Here is a 15,291-nt window from a genome sequence, read left to right on the forward strand (position 1 = left end):
TTTATCGTCCTTACGCCCATTTAACTCATTTGTACTGGATTATGAAAAATTTGGTTTTGTCTCAAATTGTCTTCACAAACAGTATCAGATTCAAAAAACTGCACAAAAAAATCTGCTAGTTATAATTACAACTAACAGATTTTTTGATAAGAATATTAAAATCCTTTTATAGCATTATCAAGATTACTTGGCTTCTTGACCTAGAATCGACGCAACAACCGTTGGCTCTGAAAAGAACGGCGTATGGCTGGTTGGCAAAGAATATGTTCTCGTAATATTAGCATTCTTAGCCATACTTTTTTGTAAAGTCAAACCTATTGCATGATCAAATTCGGTAAAAATATATACCTTGTCTAACTTGCCAAAATTGGCATCCGTAAGCGTTACCGGAGTTGCAAGTGGTCCCAAAGGCTCTGGTTTAAAATTAGCAACGAGTCCATCAGCAATTTTCTTAGGCGCATCTGCAGCAAAAAAATCTAAAATACCATTCTTAGCAATTCCTACCACACCCGCTTTTTCATCTGGCTGTATGTACTGCCCAATATGAGTTTCTTTATCTGCTGCTGAAATTGAAAATAGGCTTTCTCCGTTTGCTGGTAAAAACGCGCAAAGGTAAATCAGCTTTTTGATTTGTCCTGGTATTTGCTCCGCAGTGGCGCTAATCACCATTCCTCCAAAACTATGTCCTACCAGAGTTATATTTTTTCTGGTTCCGATTGCTTTTTTTACTACGTCTACATAACCTTGTAAAGTTAAAGATGAAACAGGCGTTTGATCGGCTCCATGACCTGGCAAATTTACTGAGATTACTTCGTTACCGTCTTTTTTCAATGCTGTCTCAACATCTTTAAAATCTTTGGCCGAAGACCATGCTCCGTGCACTATAACAATTGTACTTGTACCTGCTGTACTAGCCTGAATTGGTGTTCCTAGAACAGTCATTAAAATTACTGCTGCTGTTGTAATTGATTTTCTCATTTTTAAAAATTTATAGTTTATTAATTGTTTATTTTATATTGTACTTTTCGTGTTTATAAAACCAAAGTGAGCGTTGTAGCTGTAAAAAATATGTCTTTGCCATTACTAACATCTTTAATGAAATTCCCGCTTTGAAACCATGTTCCTTCTACAGTTAAATTCAGATATTTATTAAAACTGTAATCAAAAGAAGCTCCTAATTGATTTCCGATTTTTCTTGATGTCGAATCTGAACTATTAAATAATACCGAAACATTGGGCTGATAGATAGCATCATTTATTGAAGCTCTCCAAAACATATCATAATCGATATTGAAATTTAATTTTTGTGTCAGCTGAAACTCAAGAAAAGGATGAACATCGATTAAATTTGAAGGTCCGATTAAAGCCGCTAACCCAAAATAGGCTCCTCTTGGAAAAAGTGGATTAAAAGTCTCTAAAGAATTATCATTCTGATTTTTATCTCCAGAAATATATTCTGCTTTTAACCCTATTTTTTGTTTTGTTTTATGAATGTTATAAGTAAAATAGTTATGAATTGAAAATGTCCAGGCGTTGATGTTTTTAGTGCCAAATTTTCCAAACTGATAAGCCGCTTCTATATCATAATTCCATTTAGAATAATTACCCCATATTCTTGAGCCAATAGTTTTTCTATTTTCCTGCCCTGATAAAGTATTGTAGGTACTCTCCGTTTTTTGAATATTTAAAAAATATATTTCTATGTTGTTTAAATACTTCACCTGATTTATACTGGCATACAAACCATAAAATTTTATGTTTGAGTCAATTTTGTCATTAAAGTTTCCAAATCGATTTTTCACATAAAAACTATAAAAAGCATCGACAGCTAGGTTTCTTTTTTGATAGGTTATTTTAATTGCGTCAAACGCTTGACGACTGTTTGGTCCTTCCCGAACTGAAATTAGTCGTTGCGATCCATAATACAATTCTTGTCTTCCAATCCTAAAATTTAAATTCTCAACCTTAAAATCGACAAACAGCTGATGCAGATCTAGAGGATTTTCTTCTAACGGATTAGGATCTATTCTACCAATTGAAGAACTGCTTTGCAATTGGCCAAACAATCGAAATGAATTTCCTATTTTTAAGTTAGCATAAAAAAGCGCTCTGTTAAGGATAAAACCATTATCATCTTTATAACTTTCGTCCCAATTTTCGTTTTTAAAAAGTTGGTATTGCGTTCTGTTTTCAGCTCCAAAAAAAAGAAATGTATTAGATTTTTTGGATAATGTAATTTGTTTGATTTTATAATAAAAACTTTGATTGGTGCTGTCTATCGAAACAACATCATTGTATCTTAAAAATTTAAATTCATTTACTTGTTGAGAATAAACTGTTGAATTAAAAATCATTATAATAATCAGAAAATATTTTTTGTACTGAAACATGTTGCAACTTTCTGAAATACTAGGAAAAGAAATATCTCCTATTTCCTATTCTCGAGTCTATAATGAACCATTTACAATAAAAAAATGCCAAAATACGTGATTTACAAGTTTTGTAATTCAGATGCGAGAATCCAACCTGCTCTGCATTTATTTCATCTTTTTGCTCTTTTAGATTTGTTTGTCCCAATAGAAATTGTCCTCCAGAAAAAATGGAATTTTCTATTCCCGATGAATTTTCAATTTCGCGGTCTAATAAAACAATGTATCGCCCTTCTGCTGAAATGTAAAAATCATGATCATAATTTTCAATGACTTTCCTCAGAATTGCATTATCAGCTTCAAGAGAATCAGATAGAAATCCTGTTGTTGCTTTACTTAGATAAGTATCAGTAGTTCCAAGATACTTCTCTTTTTTATGTTCTGATCGCAATCTTTTTATTTTAAATTCCATATCTAATCTTTTTTGATTTAATTTCCTTTAGTTACATTTTTCAATAACTATCTCATCTTCAATTTCTGAATCATTGCTGCATTCAAATTATCACTATAAGCCCCATAAGCGTCAACCAATAATCCTTTTACGCCGCATTGCGTATGTATTGCGTAAAGTATTGAGGAATCATCCGGATTAGAATCGCCTTCAAAGCGATAAAATGCATCCACAGTAAACTCACTTGGTTCAAATGTTTTGTTTAATGCTTTACAGCTTAATGTTGAATTACTAAGATTAAAATCATAAGTATATCCTTCCGCTTGTTTTGTATTTATAGCTTCCGTTAGGGTATCATAATTTGTCATTTTTTTTAGTTTTTTAGTTACTATTGGGATTGGTTTAATCGTATTGCCTGAGTAAATTATAATGTATTTAATTCTCAATTTCTCAAGCTTTTTAAATCTTAATTGTCAGATTTTGTTTTCGTTAGAGCAAAACTAATTCTAAGAACAAGATTAATTTCTATGGAAAAGTTATCAAGAATTATAAATATTAAAGATTTCAGTTATTTCATAAAATCATATTAAAAGCAGTAATAAAATTTTAGAATTCAATTGAAAATAGTATTTTTGTGTTATTCAGTACAAAAATAATTATGCGCGGAAGACCAACTATATTTAGTGAAGAAGAACTGCTTAGAAAAGCACAAACCGTATTTTGGGAAAAAGGATTTACTCCTACTTCACTTGAAGATTTGCTTGAAGCCATGCAGATTGGCGGCGGGAGTTTTTATAACACTTTTAAAGGCGGCAAAAAAGAACTTTTTTCTAAAGCGCTCCAACTTCGAAGAAATGATTTGAAAAATTTCAAAGAAGAACTTACTCAAAGCGAATCGCCTCTAGATGCCTTAAAGGATTTTTTTCGATCACTTGCAACAGCTGATCCGCATAGCCATTTGATGGGCTGTCTTATTGTCAACACGATTATCGAAATGACTTTTGTAGATACTAAATTTCAGGAAGAAGCCCTTGTTATACTAAGAGAAATGGAGCAACTCTATATTTGGGCAATTGACAAAGCGCAAAAAGAAGGAAAAATAAAAAACCAGACGGATCCTGAAATTTTAGGTCGATATCTTGTTACATTCTGGAGCGGACTGAATGTTCTCAGACGTATGTATCCGGATAAAAAAATACTCTCTGCTCAAATAGAAATGCAGCTTAGCATCATTAGCTAAGCTTTTTTTTAAATCATTTTTGTGTTAAACAACACAAAAATAAAAATGCACAATTTTACACAACAGATTACTAATTTAAAACAACATTCATGATTATTTACAAAAGGATTATTTTACTGGTTTTTACTGCCTTACTACTAACTTCTTGCAATAAAGAGGGAAATTCGCAAAAAGAAAATACAAATAAGAATACTTATTTAAAAGATACTACTAAAGGAATAAAAACAGGCGGTGTCAAAGTTGTAGAAATTACAACGCCAAAAGGCAAATTTAAGGTCTGGACTAAGACTGTTGGTAACAATCCTAAAATTAAAGTTTTATTGCTGAATGGAGGCCCGGGAGCTACACATGAATATTTTGAATGCATGGAAAGCTTTTTTCCTCAAGAGGGAATTGAATTTATTTACTACGATCAGTTGGGAACCGGAAACTCTGACAATCCAAACGATCCTGCGCTTTGGGATGTGAATCGATTTGTGGATGAAATTGAACAAGTACGTGTTGCTCTTAATCTCGATAAAGACAATTTTTATTTGTTAGGACATTCCTGGGGAGGTATTCTTGCTGCGGAATATGCATTAAAACATCAACAGCATCTAAAAGGTTTAATTATTTCTAATATGATGATGAGCGCCATTGATTATAGTAATTATTCTAAAAATGTTCTTGCTCAACAGATGGAACCAAAAGTTTTGGCGCAATTGAGGGAAATTGAAAAAAACAAAGATTTTAAGAATCCAAAATATATGGAACTATTGATTCCGAATTTCTATGCAAAACATATATTCGAATGGATATCAATTCATGGCCAGAACCGCTAAGCCGCTCTTTCGGAAAAATTAATGAATCGCTATACGTTACGATGCAGGGACCAAGCGAATTCGGAATTTCTGGTAAACTGGAAAAGTGGGATGTTAAAAATCAGCTTTCAAAAATCACAGTCCCAACTTTATCCATCGGAGCAAAATACGACACAATGGATCCTGAACACATGAAATGGATTTCGACTCAGGTTAAAAACGGAACTTATCTGTACTGTGACAAAGGCAGCCATATGAGTATGTATGATGATCAGGAAACTTATATGAAAGGTTTAATTAAATTCATAAAAGATACAGATAATAAGCTAAATAAATGATTGAAATTAAATTAGAAAAATCAATATGGATCGTATTGGTTTTCATTTTTACGAATGCATTTTACAGTCAGAATAATGTAAAACAGAATCTAAAAACGTTTACTGTAAGGGGAAATATTAAAAGTGATATCACCGATAATTTTGCTTATTTATATTATAATGACATACAAGACAGCGTCAAGATTATCAATAAGCAGTTTGAGTTTAAAGGCTCAGTAAAAGATACTGTGGTGGCTAAAATTTACTTGCCATCTGCTGCCAATGCTCCACAATTTTACTTAGAAAATAATACTATCAATATCAGCGTCAGTGTAGACAAAACAGTTAAAGATGGAAAATCTATACAGACCATGCACATTGATACGATTAAGGGATCACATTCTCTAGAATTACAAAAGCAGTACTTAAATTTTTATAAGTCAAATTCAGGTAAAAAAGATTTCAACTCATTACTGTATTCAGAATTAACTGTGTTTTTCACTAAACATCGTACTCATCCTTTTAGTGGTGCAATTTTGGCCGAACTTGCTTTCATGAATCCGATCTTGAATAAACAGCAGCTTACTAAACTATATTCAATTTTAGATCTTTCGAAACAAGACGATCAATACCTTAAACTCTATCAAAAGGGAATAGAAAAATTAGATGTTTACGCCGTTGGAAAACCTTTTTTGGACTTTAAATTGCCGAACCAAGACGGAAATTTAATCAATTTGAAAGACTATAAAGGAAAAATAGTACTCATTGATTTTTGGGCTTCGTGGTGTGCGCCGTGCAGGAAAAAAAATCCTGAACTTATTAGTCTAAAACAACAGTTTGAAAATGCTGACTTTGAAATAATTGGAATCTCCAGAGATAAAAATAAAAAGCAATGGATTTCTGCCATAGCAAAAGACAAGTTAGAATGGACAAATCTATTGGATGAAGATCAAAAGATGGAAAATAGCATGGGAATCGAAAACATTCCGTACAATTACTTATTGGATGAAAAAGGCATCATTTTGGGAGTAAATCTTCCTGTCGAAAAAATTACACAGATTTTAACCGATAAGGTAAAAACACAAAAATCATAATTGAAAACTATAAAATATAAAACCTCCAAAACTTGTGATTTTGGAGGTTTTTAAAAATAAAGTAAGATGATTTTATTAGTATTTACAATTCCTGAATTTGTCTGATCATTTGGTTGGTAAATCCCCATTCGTTATCGTACCATGCCATTACTTTTACAAGATCGCCATCTACTACGCGGGTCATTTCGAGATCTACAGTTGCAGCAAATGTACTTTTAATTAAATCTGAAGAAACCAAAGGTTCGTTGCTTACATCAACCACTTTTTTATATCTTTCAGTTTGTGCTTCCTCTGTTAGAATTGTATTTATTTCTTCTGCAGAAGTTGGACGTTCTGTAACAAAAGTAATATCTGATATGGAACCAATTGGAACAGGCACTCTCACCGCAATACCATCAAATTTTCCTGCATATTCTGGAAGTGCTTTTGTTACGGCAATCGCTGCACCTGTAGCCGCTGGTGCCGAATTTATCGCTGCCCCACGCCCCATACGAGGTTCTCTTTTTGAAGGTGCATCAACTAATGTTTGAGAGGCTGTATAAGCATGTGTAGTATTCAGAATGGCTTTTTTGATACCAATTCTTCGGCCTATTATTTCAATTATCGGTCCAATATTATTGGTTGTACAGCTGGCACAAGAAAATATAGATACTTTACCATCTTCTGTATTTACTCCGTGTACAATGGTTGGCGTATCTTTCGTGGGGCCAGATATGACAACAAATTTAGCACCTGCCGAAATGTGTTTCTCAGCATCTGGTTTATTAGTAAAAAATCCTGTACTCTCAATTACTATCTCAGCATTTAATGCTGCCCAAGGCAATGCTGCAGGATCTTTTATCTCAGTGTAACGGATTGATTTTCCATCTACAACAATAGAATCGCCATCAATTGTAACCGTTTTTTCAAATCTGCCGTAAATACTGTCATACTTTAAAAGATATGCTGCGTTCTCAATACTCATAAGATCATTGATCCCTACAACTTCCAGTTCTGGAGTGTCTAATATAATTTTTAGCGCTGCTCTTCCGATACGGCCAAAACCGTTAATTCCTATTTTTTTCATTTTCTAATTTTAATGGTTATCATTATTTTATAAGACATGAGTTTAAAGATAATAATTTTAAACTAAGTAATCTACACTATATCAAATGATTACATTTTAATAAATTACTAATTTATATCTAAGTGAAAGATTACATGGTAAAAAAGTAAACCGCTATTAATCCTCCGATCACTATAATTAATTTTCTGACCAGTTCCTGATTCATATGCCTTGAAAATACTGCTCCGTAATAGCCGCCAATGATTCCTCCAATGGTTAAAATAGCAGTTATTTTCCAATCTATTAAGCCTGAAAATATAAAACAAAGTGCCGCGATTCCGTTATTTACAGTAACCATCAACACTTTTAATCCATTCATTTCATTGAGTTCTTTCATCCCATACAAGGTAAAAAGTGTTAGAATCATAATTCCTATTCCTGCGTTGAAATAGCCTCCGTAAAAATTAATCAAAAACAAGGGTATCAGCTTTTTATGCGTATATTCAAAATGGCCGCTTCCTGTAGTTTTTTTTTGAAAATAGCTCAATATGGATTTACTAAAGGCAAAAGTGCCCCACGATACAAGGTGAAAATAAGGAACCAGAGACTTAAAAACTTCAGGATCTGTCATGACCATTACAAATGCGCCGCATAAACCTCCGATTCCGCTTATTACCAATAAAATTTTCAGATCTTTTGGCATTATTTGAATATCGTTTTTAAATGCCTTAACACTCGCCACATTACCAAACCACATCGATACGCAAGTCATAGCATTCGCTCTTATCGAACTTACTCCATTTAAAACCAAACTTGGAAATACAATAAATCCGCCCCCGCCAGCAAAAGCATTTACCGCTCCGCCTGCTATCGCAGCTAAAAATAACAACCCATACTGAAGATAATTTTCCATTTTTAGTGTTGTTTTATTGATTTATGATAACTGATAATTTCCCTGGAAATTTCTTCTCCAAATTCTTCTAAGGCGAAGTGACCAGTAGGATAAAAAACCAGCTTCGAATCCGGCAGATCATTATGAATCGCTAATGCTCCTTCCTTTTTAAACACTAAATCATTTTCCCCCCAAACGATCAATGTCGGAAATTGCGATTTTCTAATTCTTTCTTGCCATGCCGAATAAAAAGCGAGGTTATTTCCGTAATCTTTTTTAATTGCTAAATGAATCTCTTTTAAACCATTTCGCTGCATTAAAAACTGATCTAGCGTATAGGATTCTGGAGCAATCTTTGACAAATTGGAAACGCCTGTAAGATATTCCCATTTAATGTATTCGGATTCCACCAGTTTCTCCAATTTTGACTGATTTTCGGCTGTTTCATTTTTAAACAGCACCATAGCGTTTTTAATTCCGTCTCCAAGACCTTCTTCGTATATGTTCCCATTCTGAAAAATAAGCATATTAACTTCTACTCTGTTTTTCATAATTAAATGCATCAAAATTAGTGCAGAATAATCAAAAAGGTAAAAGCTTGATTTGGTAATATTTAGTTTGTCCAGAAAACCTGCTATGACTATTGCAAAATTTTCAAACGTATATTCAAATTCGTCTTTTGATGGAACAGCGCTAAATCCAAAACCGGGTAAATCGGGAGCAAGAATATGAAATCGTTCAGACAGCAACGGAATAACATTCCGAAACATATGTGACGACGAAGGATATCCATGAAGAAGCAATAGATTTGGTTTTGCCTTATCTCCTGCTTCTCTGTAAAAAATTTCCGTTCCGTTTACAGTAATACATTTATGAACAACTGATTTTTCTTGCTCCACGATAGATTTATTTGTCATTTATTGTAAATTCTAAATGCTTAATTTTTTGTTGTTTTTCTTTTAAGAAAATCTTTTATAAGCTCAGAAATTTCATCTCCAAAACTTTCTAGTGCAAAATGTCCTGTTGGAAATAAATGAAATTCAAGATTCTTCACGTCTTTTTTAAACGCTTCAGCACCTACACCCGGAAAAATATAATCGTCTTTTCCGTAAACGATCAGCATTTCTGGATTGTATGTTCTAAAATATTCCTGCCATTCTGGATACAAGGGTACATTGGTTCTGTAATCATAAAAAAGTGCCAATTGAATATCACCATTTTCTGGGCGTTCTAAGTGTCTTAAATCAATTTCCCAGTTGTCTGGCGAAACTACCGATGCATCTGGAACGTTGTGTGTATATTGCCATTTTAATCCATCAGGAGCATGGAAAGTACTTAATGTAGCCGCCGCCTCTTTGTCGTTTCTATCTTTCCAAAGCGCTCTAAACGGATCCCAGAAAGTTTCCAGACCTTCCTCATAAGCGCAGCCATTTTGTACAATCAGGGTTTCAATGCTGTTCGGATTTCTGCTTGCAATTCTAAAACCAACTGGTGCGCCATAATCCATTAAATAAAGACTGAATTTTTTGATCTCCAATTCATCCAATAAGGTTTTTACAATATTGCTGAAATTTTCAAAAGTATAATCAAAATTTGCCAATGGCGGCTGCTCGCTTCTTCCATAACCAGGATAATCTGGTGCAATTACATGAAAATCATCAGCAAGATAATTGATCAAATTTCGAAACATGTGTGATGAGGTTGGATAACCGTGTAATAATACTAAAGTTGGCTTTTGTTTGTCTCCTGCTTCTCTGTAAAAAATCTCCACTCCGTTGATTTTTCTTGTGTGGTAACTCGTTTTCATAATTTAAATTTATAAGGGTTAATTAATTATTTACTATTAAAAATCAGATTAACGTTCTGTCGCTATCACTTATAGGCAAATCGTTAATGCTGGCATATCTTTTTCTCATTAATCCATCTTCATCAAATTCCCAATTTTCATTTCCGTAAGCTCTAAACCATTGTCCATCTGCATTTCGATATTCATACACAAACCTCACAGCAATGCGGTTATCAGAATGTGCCCAATATTCCTTTTTCAGCTTATAATCAAGTTCTTTCTTCCATTTATTAGACAGAAAATCAATAATTTCTTCGCGGCCGTTTATAAATAAGTGACGATTTCTCCATTCGCTATTTATGGTGTAAGCCTGAGCTACTCTTTCAGGATCCCGGCTATTCCAAGCATCTTCGGCTAACTGTATTTTTTCCAGAGCTGTTTCTAGTGTAAATGGTGGTATTGGAAATTTTTTCATGTCTGAGTTATTTATTGGTTATTTGATATCGACGGAAGCAGTGCTTTATACATAAATTATTGAGGCTCAGAAATAATGAGCAACTCAAATCATTTATTTATCTGAAGCAAAATTATAGCTGTAGAAAGATTTACTAACTGTGAAAAAATCACTAAAAATTATAATAATCCAAGATTTGTGTTCTTTTTACAATTTTCAAGAAAAGGTTGTTTCCTTTTAGAAGTAATTAACTCACTTTAAAAAGATTAAAAAAATAGCAGAATAGAAATTACCTGATTTTTGCTTTATTTAAGAAACAGACTACAAGGGCTTTTGTATGTCTATTAAAAAAGTATCCACAGAGGTTAAAATCTTTAAATTTTATAATTTTAAGTCCGAATTGATACCTGCCTATCTTTATTTTTTTACGCAACTTTGAAAAAAATAACAACGCAATTTTCGGCTTAAAAAATTGTATATAAGCACATTAGAATGATACCGCAATTAACCACTTTAAGTAAACTAAATGATTGTCTGGCATTTATGAAGCTGCCGGAGAATTATCTCAACAATATAGACTTTGTTGTTTTGAAGTTACATGAAATGGGAATACATACTCCTTGCCAATCACCTACTTTTCGACCAGATTTTTATAATCTTACCATTGTTGTAAGCGGATCAGGCACTTGCATAGTTGGCAATGAAACTTTTGAACTTAGTTCTAATCATATATTTATTTCTAAGCCAGACTCCTTCTTATCCAGCAGCTGGAGCAATATAACCAAGGTTTACAATATCTGTTTTAGTAAAGATTTTGTTTTAGAATATTTACCCGAAGGCATCGACGCAATACTAGATTCAGATAAGAGTAATGGTTATATTGAGCCCCTAACAAAAGAAACTATGCTCTATTTTGAGGAAACCTGCCTTGAAATCCATGCGCTTTCAAATTCTGTTTTATCCTATAAACAAGAACTTATTTCTAATCTTACTCTTAATCTTTTGTTTTTAATACAATTGCAATCACAGGAAAGAAAAAAACAAGAAACCAGAACCAATAAATATCCCCCGATTGTAACCGCTTTTCGTCAGAACCTTGAAGAAAATTTTAATAGTCTCCTAAAAGGGAAAAATGCTTCTATCATGCGTACCAAAGAACATGCAAAGCTGCTAAATCTAAATGAAAATCATCTTTGTAAAGTAGTAAGCAATTCTACAAACAAAACTATTAATGATTGGATCAACGAGAAACTCATTGATGAAATAAATTATCTTCTCAAACATTCTGATAAATCGATCAAAGAAATTGCTGGATTATTTGCTTTTAATGATATCAATTCTTTTTACAGCTATTTTAAGTCTCATACTTTAATTGCTCCAAGTGCTGTTAGGAAAGAATTTTTAATAAATAATTCTAATCACAAAACATAGTTAAGACCAAATAAATCATTATAAAAACTATTTAAAAAAATTCATGACAATTCTTCCCTTTTCTAACCAAACTGCCTCACAATCTTTAATCTTTATACAATTATTAAATATTAAAATTATTTAGAAAATGGAAAAAGACAAAAAACCAAAATTCACTGATTTTTACGAAACTGTAGAAATCATGGGAAATGACGGGTTATCAAATGGCCATTTGGGAGATGAAGAATTTTCTTTTGTAAACTCACGTTTACTGCACAGAGACCACACCTTTCCGTGGAGTACTCCTTTATTTTATACTACCTTTTTTTCAATAGGATTTCTTATAGAAGCTCACGGACAAATTATTGTCGACAAGCAGCAGTTTACAGTCAAACCGGGAATGTTTTTTGTAAACAAGCCTGGTGAATTACAGCAATTAACGTGGTATTCGGTTCAGGAATCTTATGGCTTATTGTTTACCGAGGAATTCATTTCTAAATATGCCGGAATATCAATTTATAAAACGTTTCCTTTCTTGTTATTTGAAAGACAAGTTCCTCTGCAAACTTCTGTAGAATTTAGACTTGAACTTAAAAAAATTCTCCTTCTTATTGTTCAGGAACTAGAAAGAGATTCTCCTTTACAGAAAAAAATATGCGCTAATTTATTGACCCGATTCTTATTAAAAATTAAGCAGGAGTATTGGGAAGGATATAAAATTCATACTTCGCCAGACCGTAATCCAGACATTCTAAAAGATTTTACACAAAATTTAGAATATCATTATGATCAATTATTAAAAGGCAAAGTAAACAGAACGCTTTATATAAAAGATTATGCAGAAATGCAGCAGCTTCATGAAAATTATCTTTCTAGTGTGCTAAAAGAAAAAACAGGAAAAACAGGCGGACAATTAATAGCTGAAAAAACACTTAGCACTGCTAAAATTTTAATGGAAGATTCTCGTTTTTCAATAAAAGAGATTTCCTATATGCTGGGATTTTCATACATGTCTTATTTTAGTATATTTTTTAAGAAGCACACAGGGCTTTCTCCTGTGGAATATCGAAAAAAAAATCTCAAGATTTAAGAAAAAGAAGCTTTCAGTATTATTGAGTAATAGATTATCCCGCGCTTCGATTTAAATAATCATTCAAATTCTTTTTATTCTATTTTACCAACTCGGACGAATATTTACAACATCACCTTTATAAATATGTGTCAATTCATTTTGCGATGCATTAAAATCATTTCTTACTGAAATGGCTGTTTTACTAGTATGTTTTTTAAAAAAGCTGTAGAATTGTTTTAGTTCACGAAAACCGTACAATTGAGCTATTTCGCTCATCGACTTATCTGTATTTTTAAGAAGATAGGTTATTTCATCAATCAATTTTGCATTTATCCATTGATTAATGGTTTTGCCTGAACTTTTACTTATTATTTTAGACAAATTATTTTCAGTAATGTTTAATAATTCTGCGTGTTCCCGAAGTCTCAATACGACATCTGTTTCACCAGAAATAAGTCCGTTGAAATTCTGATCCAAATTTCTGCAGAAAGCAGTAAATATAACATCATGCTTTTCGTTCTGAATTGCCAATTCAACCGCATTTTGATGTTGTTGAATGAGCAAAAGAATATTGACAAGAAGGTTTGATATCATTTCGTATTTAAATGTAGTCATAGAAATTGCTTCTGCATAAATTTCCAGACAAATGTCTTCAAATCGTTTAATATCTTCTTGGTTAAATAAATAATTTAAGCCATTGCTGTTGTCCATTTCCAAAAATTCTTCCATTCCGAATGGCAGAATATCTGCAATAAATTCTCTGCTAAAACTAATATTATAAACAGTCTTCATTTCGGTCCAGCCACTGGAGAAATAAATATCTGGACGCTTCATGAAAACATTACCAGGTCCTACTTCAAAAACTTCGTTGCCTGATACTAAAGTTCCAGCTCCATCGAGTACGATCATTAAGGTGTAAAAATCAGGCCTAAATGTGGGAGTTAAATAAGGCATTTCTAACCCCATTTCATGCACTTTTAAAATAGCAAAATCATCTGTTTCATTATAAGAATAAACAGGTAAGTTCATAAAAGCGAGCATGTCGCGCAATTTTTTTAGATTTGTAAGTTCTGGTTTCATTTTATTCGTTTCATCACTTATTTGACAAAAATAAAAGTAGAATAAATGTACTAAAATAACAGAAAATTACAAATGAAATAAAATCCTTTTTCGGCTCTATAAATCAAGTCATTCGTTTGTAAAATAATGAGATTCACTTTAAATCTGAACAAACTCTATCCTTCTAAAAGTCTGATGAAATAATATGAAATCCAAAAGTTAGCTACAAAACAAACTTTTATATTTGATGTCTGATATTTTCAGTAGAATTTGTTTATTTCACAAATCTACTGAACATCTCTTTGATTTCATCAAAATTATCTGGTTTCGAAATGTATTCAACAGAGATATCATTTTTTTTAAGCCAGGCATACATGAATTCTTCAGGAGGAGTAGAAATTAAAACTACTTCTATCTGCTCAAATTTCTTTTCTGATTTCATCTGCTTTAGAAAATCGAGTCCGTTTATCATAGGCATATTATAATCCAAAAAGATAAGATCAGGAAGCTGTTCTGCATTTCTTAATTCTGCAAGAGCGATTTTAGGATTTGATACGGTACGATATACAGCATTTGTCTGCATTGAATTCAGAGCTTCTAAAAACAATTCGGTATCGTCAATATCGTCATCTACAAGAAGGATATTTTTGTAACGCATTTTATTCTTTTTATATTCTATAAAACTTATAATCAGGTTATTTACGTTTGTTTTTGTATAATGGTTTTTATTCTTATCCGAAAATTTTGTTAATCTTTTGGGTTTTGGTTGTTTGCGTAGTTTTTGTTAACGTATCGCTTGTGACCTATCCGTCTCGTCCTGAAAAAAGTTGTAATAATAATTACCGTTTTCTTTAAGAACTTCCTGGTCAAAAATTTACTTTAAGAACCCTTTAATAATTCTATCTAATTCTTCTTTTTCTTCTATATCTCCATTAACACTGTCCATTTCTCTTTTTAATTTAAACCAATGAGGATCAGTAGCTCTAGTTGTGTAATTCCATATCATTTCCATGTCGTTTACGTATTTAAACTTAATGTAGATATTCCCATTTTTCATAATATATTCTTGCCCCGATCGCTCTAAAACATATCTTATATTTTTATAATAATTTTGTGAGACTTCATTAGGACTTGCAATTCTATACAATTGATTATGAAATAAATTTGAAAAAAAAACAGGACGATTTATGACCTCCCTTGGAAGAACTGGCCGAAGTTTTACATATCTATTTTGCCAATAATAATGAGCTGAAAATAAAAAAATAACGCTTCCTAAGATTATATATATCTTTTTTTTCATTT

Annotated in this window: 18 protein-coding genes; 6 read left to right on the forward strand and 12 right to left on the reverse strand. The window is 32.3% G+C overall.

The annotated features are described in order from the left end of the window. Positions 1–183 precede the first annotated feature (183 nt). From Q9Q97_RS05770 to Q9Q97_RS05785, 4 genes are read right to left on the reverse strand one after another with little or no spacing between them, the layout of a single operon-like run. A complete protein-coding gene (locus tag Q9Q97_RS05770) occupies positions 184–978 on the reverse strand; it encodes an alpha/beta fold hydrolase (RefSeq protein WP_306155498.1) in 795 nt (264 codons plus the stop codon). Positions 979–1,031: 53 nt separating this feature from the next. After that, a complete protein-coding gene (locus Q9Q97_RS05775; protein WP_306155500.1) occupies positions 1,032–2,390 on the reverse strand; it encodes an alginate export family protein in 1,359 nt (452 codons plus the stop codon). Positions 2,391–2,409: 19 nt separating this feature from the next. Further along, positions 2,410–2,841 (reverse strand): hypothetical protein, encoded by a 432-nt coding sequence (locus tag Q9Q97_RS05780; protein ID WP_306155501.1) that lies wholly within the window; start codon positions 2,839–2,841, stop codon positions 2,410–2,412. A 47-nt stretch (positions 2,842–2,888) separates the two neighbouring features. Next, on the reverse strand, positions 2,889–3,188 hold the full coding sequence (locus tag Q9Q97_RS05785) for a phosphoribosylpyrophosphate synthetase (protein WP_306155503.1): 300 nt from the start codon (positions 3,186–3,188) through the stop codon (positions 2,889–2,891). A 266-nt stretch (positions 3,189–3,454) separates the two neighbouring features. On the opposite strand from Q9Q97_RS05785, the gene Q9Q97_RS05790 reads away from it, so the two are divergent. The 4 genes from Q9Q97_RS05790 (at position 3,455) to Q9Q97_RS05800 (ending at position 6,271) form a co-directional block, all read left to right on the forward strand. After that, positions 3,455–4,060: a TetR/AcrR family transcriptional regulator gene (locus tag Q9Q97_RS05790; RefSeq protein ID WP_306155504.1), complete on the forward strand. Its 606-nt coding sequence runs from the start codon at positions 3,455–3,457 to the stop codon at positions 4,058–4,060. 89 nt (positions 4,061–4,149) lie between these two features. Continuing rightward, complete coding sequence (locus Q9Q97_RS05795; RefSeq protein WP_371878206.1) at positions 4,150–4,881, forward strand: proline iminopeptidase-family hydrolase; 732 nt, start codon at positions 4,150–4,152, stop codon at positions 4,879–4,881. Beyond that, a complete protein-coding gene (locus Q9Q97_RS23260; RefSeq protein WP_371878207.1) occupies positions 4,851–5,198 on the forward strand; it encodes a hypothetical protein in 348 nt (115 codons plus the stop codon). Before Q9Q97_RS05795 ends, Q9Q97_RS23260 begins: the two co-directional genes overlap by 31 nt. Beyond that, positions 5,195–6,271: a TlpA disulfide reductase family protein gene (locus Q9Q97_RS05800; protein ID WP_306155505.1), complete on the forward strand. Its 1,077-nt coding sequence runs from the start codon at positions 5,195–5,197 to the stop codon at positions 6,269–6,271. The genes Q9Q97_RS23260 and Q9Q97_RS05800 overlap by 4 nt, the downstream gene beginning before the upstream one ends. Positions 6,272–6,353: 82 nt before the next feature. Here Q9Q97_RS05800 and Q9Q97_RS05805 read toward each other — a convergent pair whose 3' ends face one another. The 5 genes from Q9Q97_RS05805 to Q9Q97_RS05825 all read right to left on the reverse strand — a co-directional run bounded on the left by Q9Q97_RS05805 (position 6,354) and on the right by Q9Q97_RS05825 (position 10,469). After that, positions 6,354–7,337 carry a type I glyceraldehyde-3-phosphate dehydrogenase gene (locus Q9Q97_RS05805; RefSeq protein ID WP_306155506.1) on the reverse strand — a complete coding sequence of 328 codons (984 nt, stop codon included), beginning with the start codon at positions 7,335–7,337 and terminating at the stop codon, positions 6,354–6,356. Between the two features lie 130 nt (positions 7,338–7,467). Then, positions 7,468–8,229: a sulfite exporter TauE/SafE family protein gene (locus Q9Q97_RS05810; protein WP_306155507.1), complete on the reverse strand. Its 762-nt coding sequence runs from the start codon at positions 8,227–8,229 to the stop codon at positions 7,468–7,470. 2 nt (positions 8,230–8,231) lie between these two features. Next, on the reverse strand, positions 8,232–9,125 hold the full coding sequence (locus Q9Q97_RS05815; protein ID WP_306155509.1) for an alpha/beta fold hydrolase: 894 nt from the start codon (positions 9,123–9,125) through the stop codon (positions 8,232–8,234). A gap of 20 nt (positions 9,126–9,145) precedes the next feature. Beyond that, positions 9,146–10,015, reverse strand: a complete 870-nt coding sequence (locus tag Q9Q97_RS05820) for an alpha/beta fold hydrolase (RefSeq protein ID WP_306155511.1) — start codon at positions 10,013–10,015, stop codon at positions 9,146–9,148. Positions 10,016–10,058: 43 nt separating this feature from the next. Next, a complete protein-coding gene (locus Q9Q97_RS05825) occupies positions 10,059–10,469 on the reverse strand; it encodes a nuclear transport factor 2 family protein (protein WP_306155512.1) in 411 nt (136 codons plus the stop codon). 471 nt (positions 10,470–10,940) lie between these two features. Between Q9Q97_RS05825 and Q9Q97_RS05830 the strand changes: the two genes are divergently transcribed. Continuing rightward, complete coding sequence (locus tag Q9Q97_RS05830) at positions 10,941–11,879, forward strand: AraC family transcriptional regulator (protein WP_306155513.1); 939 nt, start codon at positions 10,941–10,943, stop codon at positions 11,877–11,879. Between the two features lie 127 nt (positions 11,880–12,006). Beyond that, positions 12,007–12,948 carry an AraC family transcriptional regulator gene (locus tag Q9Q97_RS05835; RefSeq protein WP_306155514.1) on the forward strand — a complete coding sequence of 314 codons (942 nt, stop codon included), beginning with the start codon at positions 12,007–12,009 and terminating at the stop codon, positions 12,946–12,948. An 84-nt stretch (positions 12,949–13,032) separates the two neighbouring features. On the opposite strand, the gene Q9Q97_RS05840 is transcribed toward Q9Q97_RS05835, so the two are convergent. From Q9Q97_RS05840 to Q9Q97_RS05850, 3 genes are all read right to left on the reverse strand, one after another. Next, a complete protein-coding gene (locus tag Q9Q97_RS05840) occupies positions 13,033–14,010 on the reverse strand; it encodes an AraC family transcriptional regulator (RefSeq protein WP_306155515.1) in 978 nt (325 codons plus the stop codon). A gap of 253 nt (positions 14,011–14,263) precedes the next feature. Next, on the reverse strand, positions 14,264–14,647 hold the full coding sequence (locus Q9Q97_RS05845; protein WP_306155516.1) for a response regulator: 384 nt from the start codon (positions 14,645–14,647) through the stop codon (positions 14,264–14,266). Positions 14,648–14,863: 216 nt separating this feature from the next. Next, a complete protein-coding gene (locus Q9Q97_RS05850) occupies positions 14,864–15,289 on the reverse strand; it encodes a hypothetical protein (protein ID WP_306155517.1) in 426 nt (141 codons plus the stop codon). Positions 15,290–15,291 lie beyond the last annotated feature (2 nt).

Source organism: Flavobacterium sp. DG2-3, assembly GCF_030730925.1.
Classification (GTDB): domain Bacteria; phylum Bacteroidota; class Bacteroidia; order Flavobacteriales; family Flavobacteriaceae; genus Flavobacterium.

Bases quoted from the DNA above. Each gene is read 5' to 3' on its own strand.
- Q9Q97_RS05770 (WP_306155498.1), bottom strand. From the start codon at position 978: ATGAGAAAATCAATTACAACAGCAGCAGTAATTTTAATGACTGTTCTA.
- Q9Q97_RS05775 (WP_306155500.1), bottom strand. From the start codon at position 2,390: ATGTTTCAGTACAAAAAATATTTTCTGATTATTATAATGATTTTTAAT.
- Q9Q97_RS05780 (WP_306155501.1), bottom strand. From the start codon at position 2,841: ATGGAATTTAAAATAAAAAGATTGCGATCAGAACATAAAAAAGAGAAG.
- Q9Q97_RS05785 (WP_306155503.1), bottom strand. From the start codon at position 3,188: ATGACAAATTATGATACCCTAACGGAAGCTATAAATACAAAACAAGCG.
- Q9Q97_RS05795 (WP_371878206.1), top strand. From the start codon at position 4,150: ATGATTATTTACAAAAGGATTATTTTACTGGTTTTTACTGCCTTACTA.
- Q9Q97_RS23260 (WP_371878207.1), top strand. From the start codon at position 4,851: ATGGATATCAATTCATGGCCAGAACCGCTAAGCCGCTCTTTCGGAAAA.
- Q9Q97_RS05800 (WP_306155505.1), top strand. From the start codon at position 5,195: ATGATTGAAATTAAATTAGAAAAATCAATATGGATCGTATTGGTTTTC.
- Q9Q97_RS05805 (WP_306155506.1), bottom strand. From the start codon at position 7,337: ATGAAAAAAATAGGAATTAACGGTTTTGGCCGTATCGGAAGAGCAGCG.
- Q9Q97_RS05810 (WP_306155507.1), bottom strand. From the start codon at position 8,229: ATGGAAAATTATCTTCAGTATGGGTTGTTATTTTTAGCTGCGATAGCA.
- Q9Q97_RS05815 (WP_306155509.1), bottom strand. From the start codon at position 9,125: ATGACAAATAAATCTATCGTGGAGCAAGAAAAATCAGTTGTTCATAAA.
- Q9Q97_RS05820 (WP_306155511.1), bottom strand. From the start codon at position 10,015: ATGAAAACGAGTTACCACACAAGAAAAATCAACGGAGTGGAGATTTTT.
- Q9Q97_RS05825 (WP_306155512.1), bottom strand. From the start codon at position 10,469: ATGAAAAAATTTCCAATACCACCATTTACACTAGAAACAGCTCTGGAA.
- Q9Q97_RS05830 (WP_306155513.1), top strand. From the start codon at position 10,941: ATGATACCGCAATTAACCACTTTAAGTAAACTAAATGATTGTCTGGCA.
- Q9Q97_RS05835 (WP_306155514.1), top strand. From the start codon at position 12,007: ATGGAAAAAGACAAAAAACCAAAATTCACTGATTTTTACGAAACTGTA.
- Q9Q97_RS05840 (WP_306155515.1), bottom strand. From the start codon at position 14,010: ATGAAACCAGAACTTACAAATCTAAAAAAATTGCGCGACATGCTCGCT.
- Q9Q97_RS05845 (WP_306155516.1), bottom strand. From the start codon at position 14,647: ATGCGTTACAAAAATATCCTTCTTGTAGATGACGATATTGACGATACC.
- Q9Q97_RS05850 (WP_306155517.1), bottom strand. From the start codon at position 15,289: ATGAAAAAAAAGATATATATAATCTTAGGAAGCGTTATTTTTTTATTT.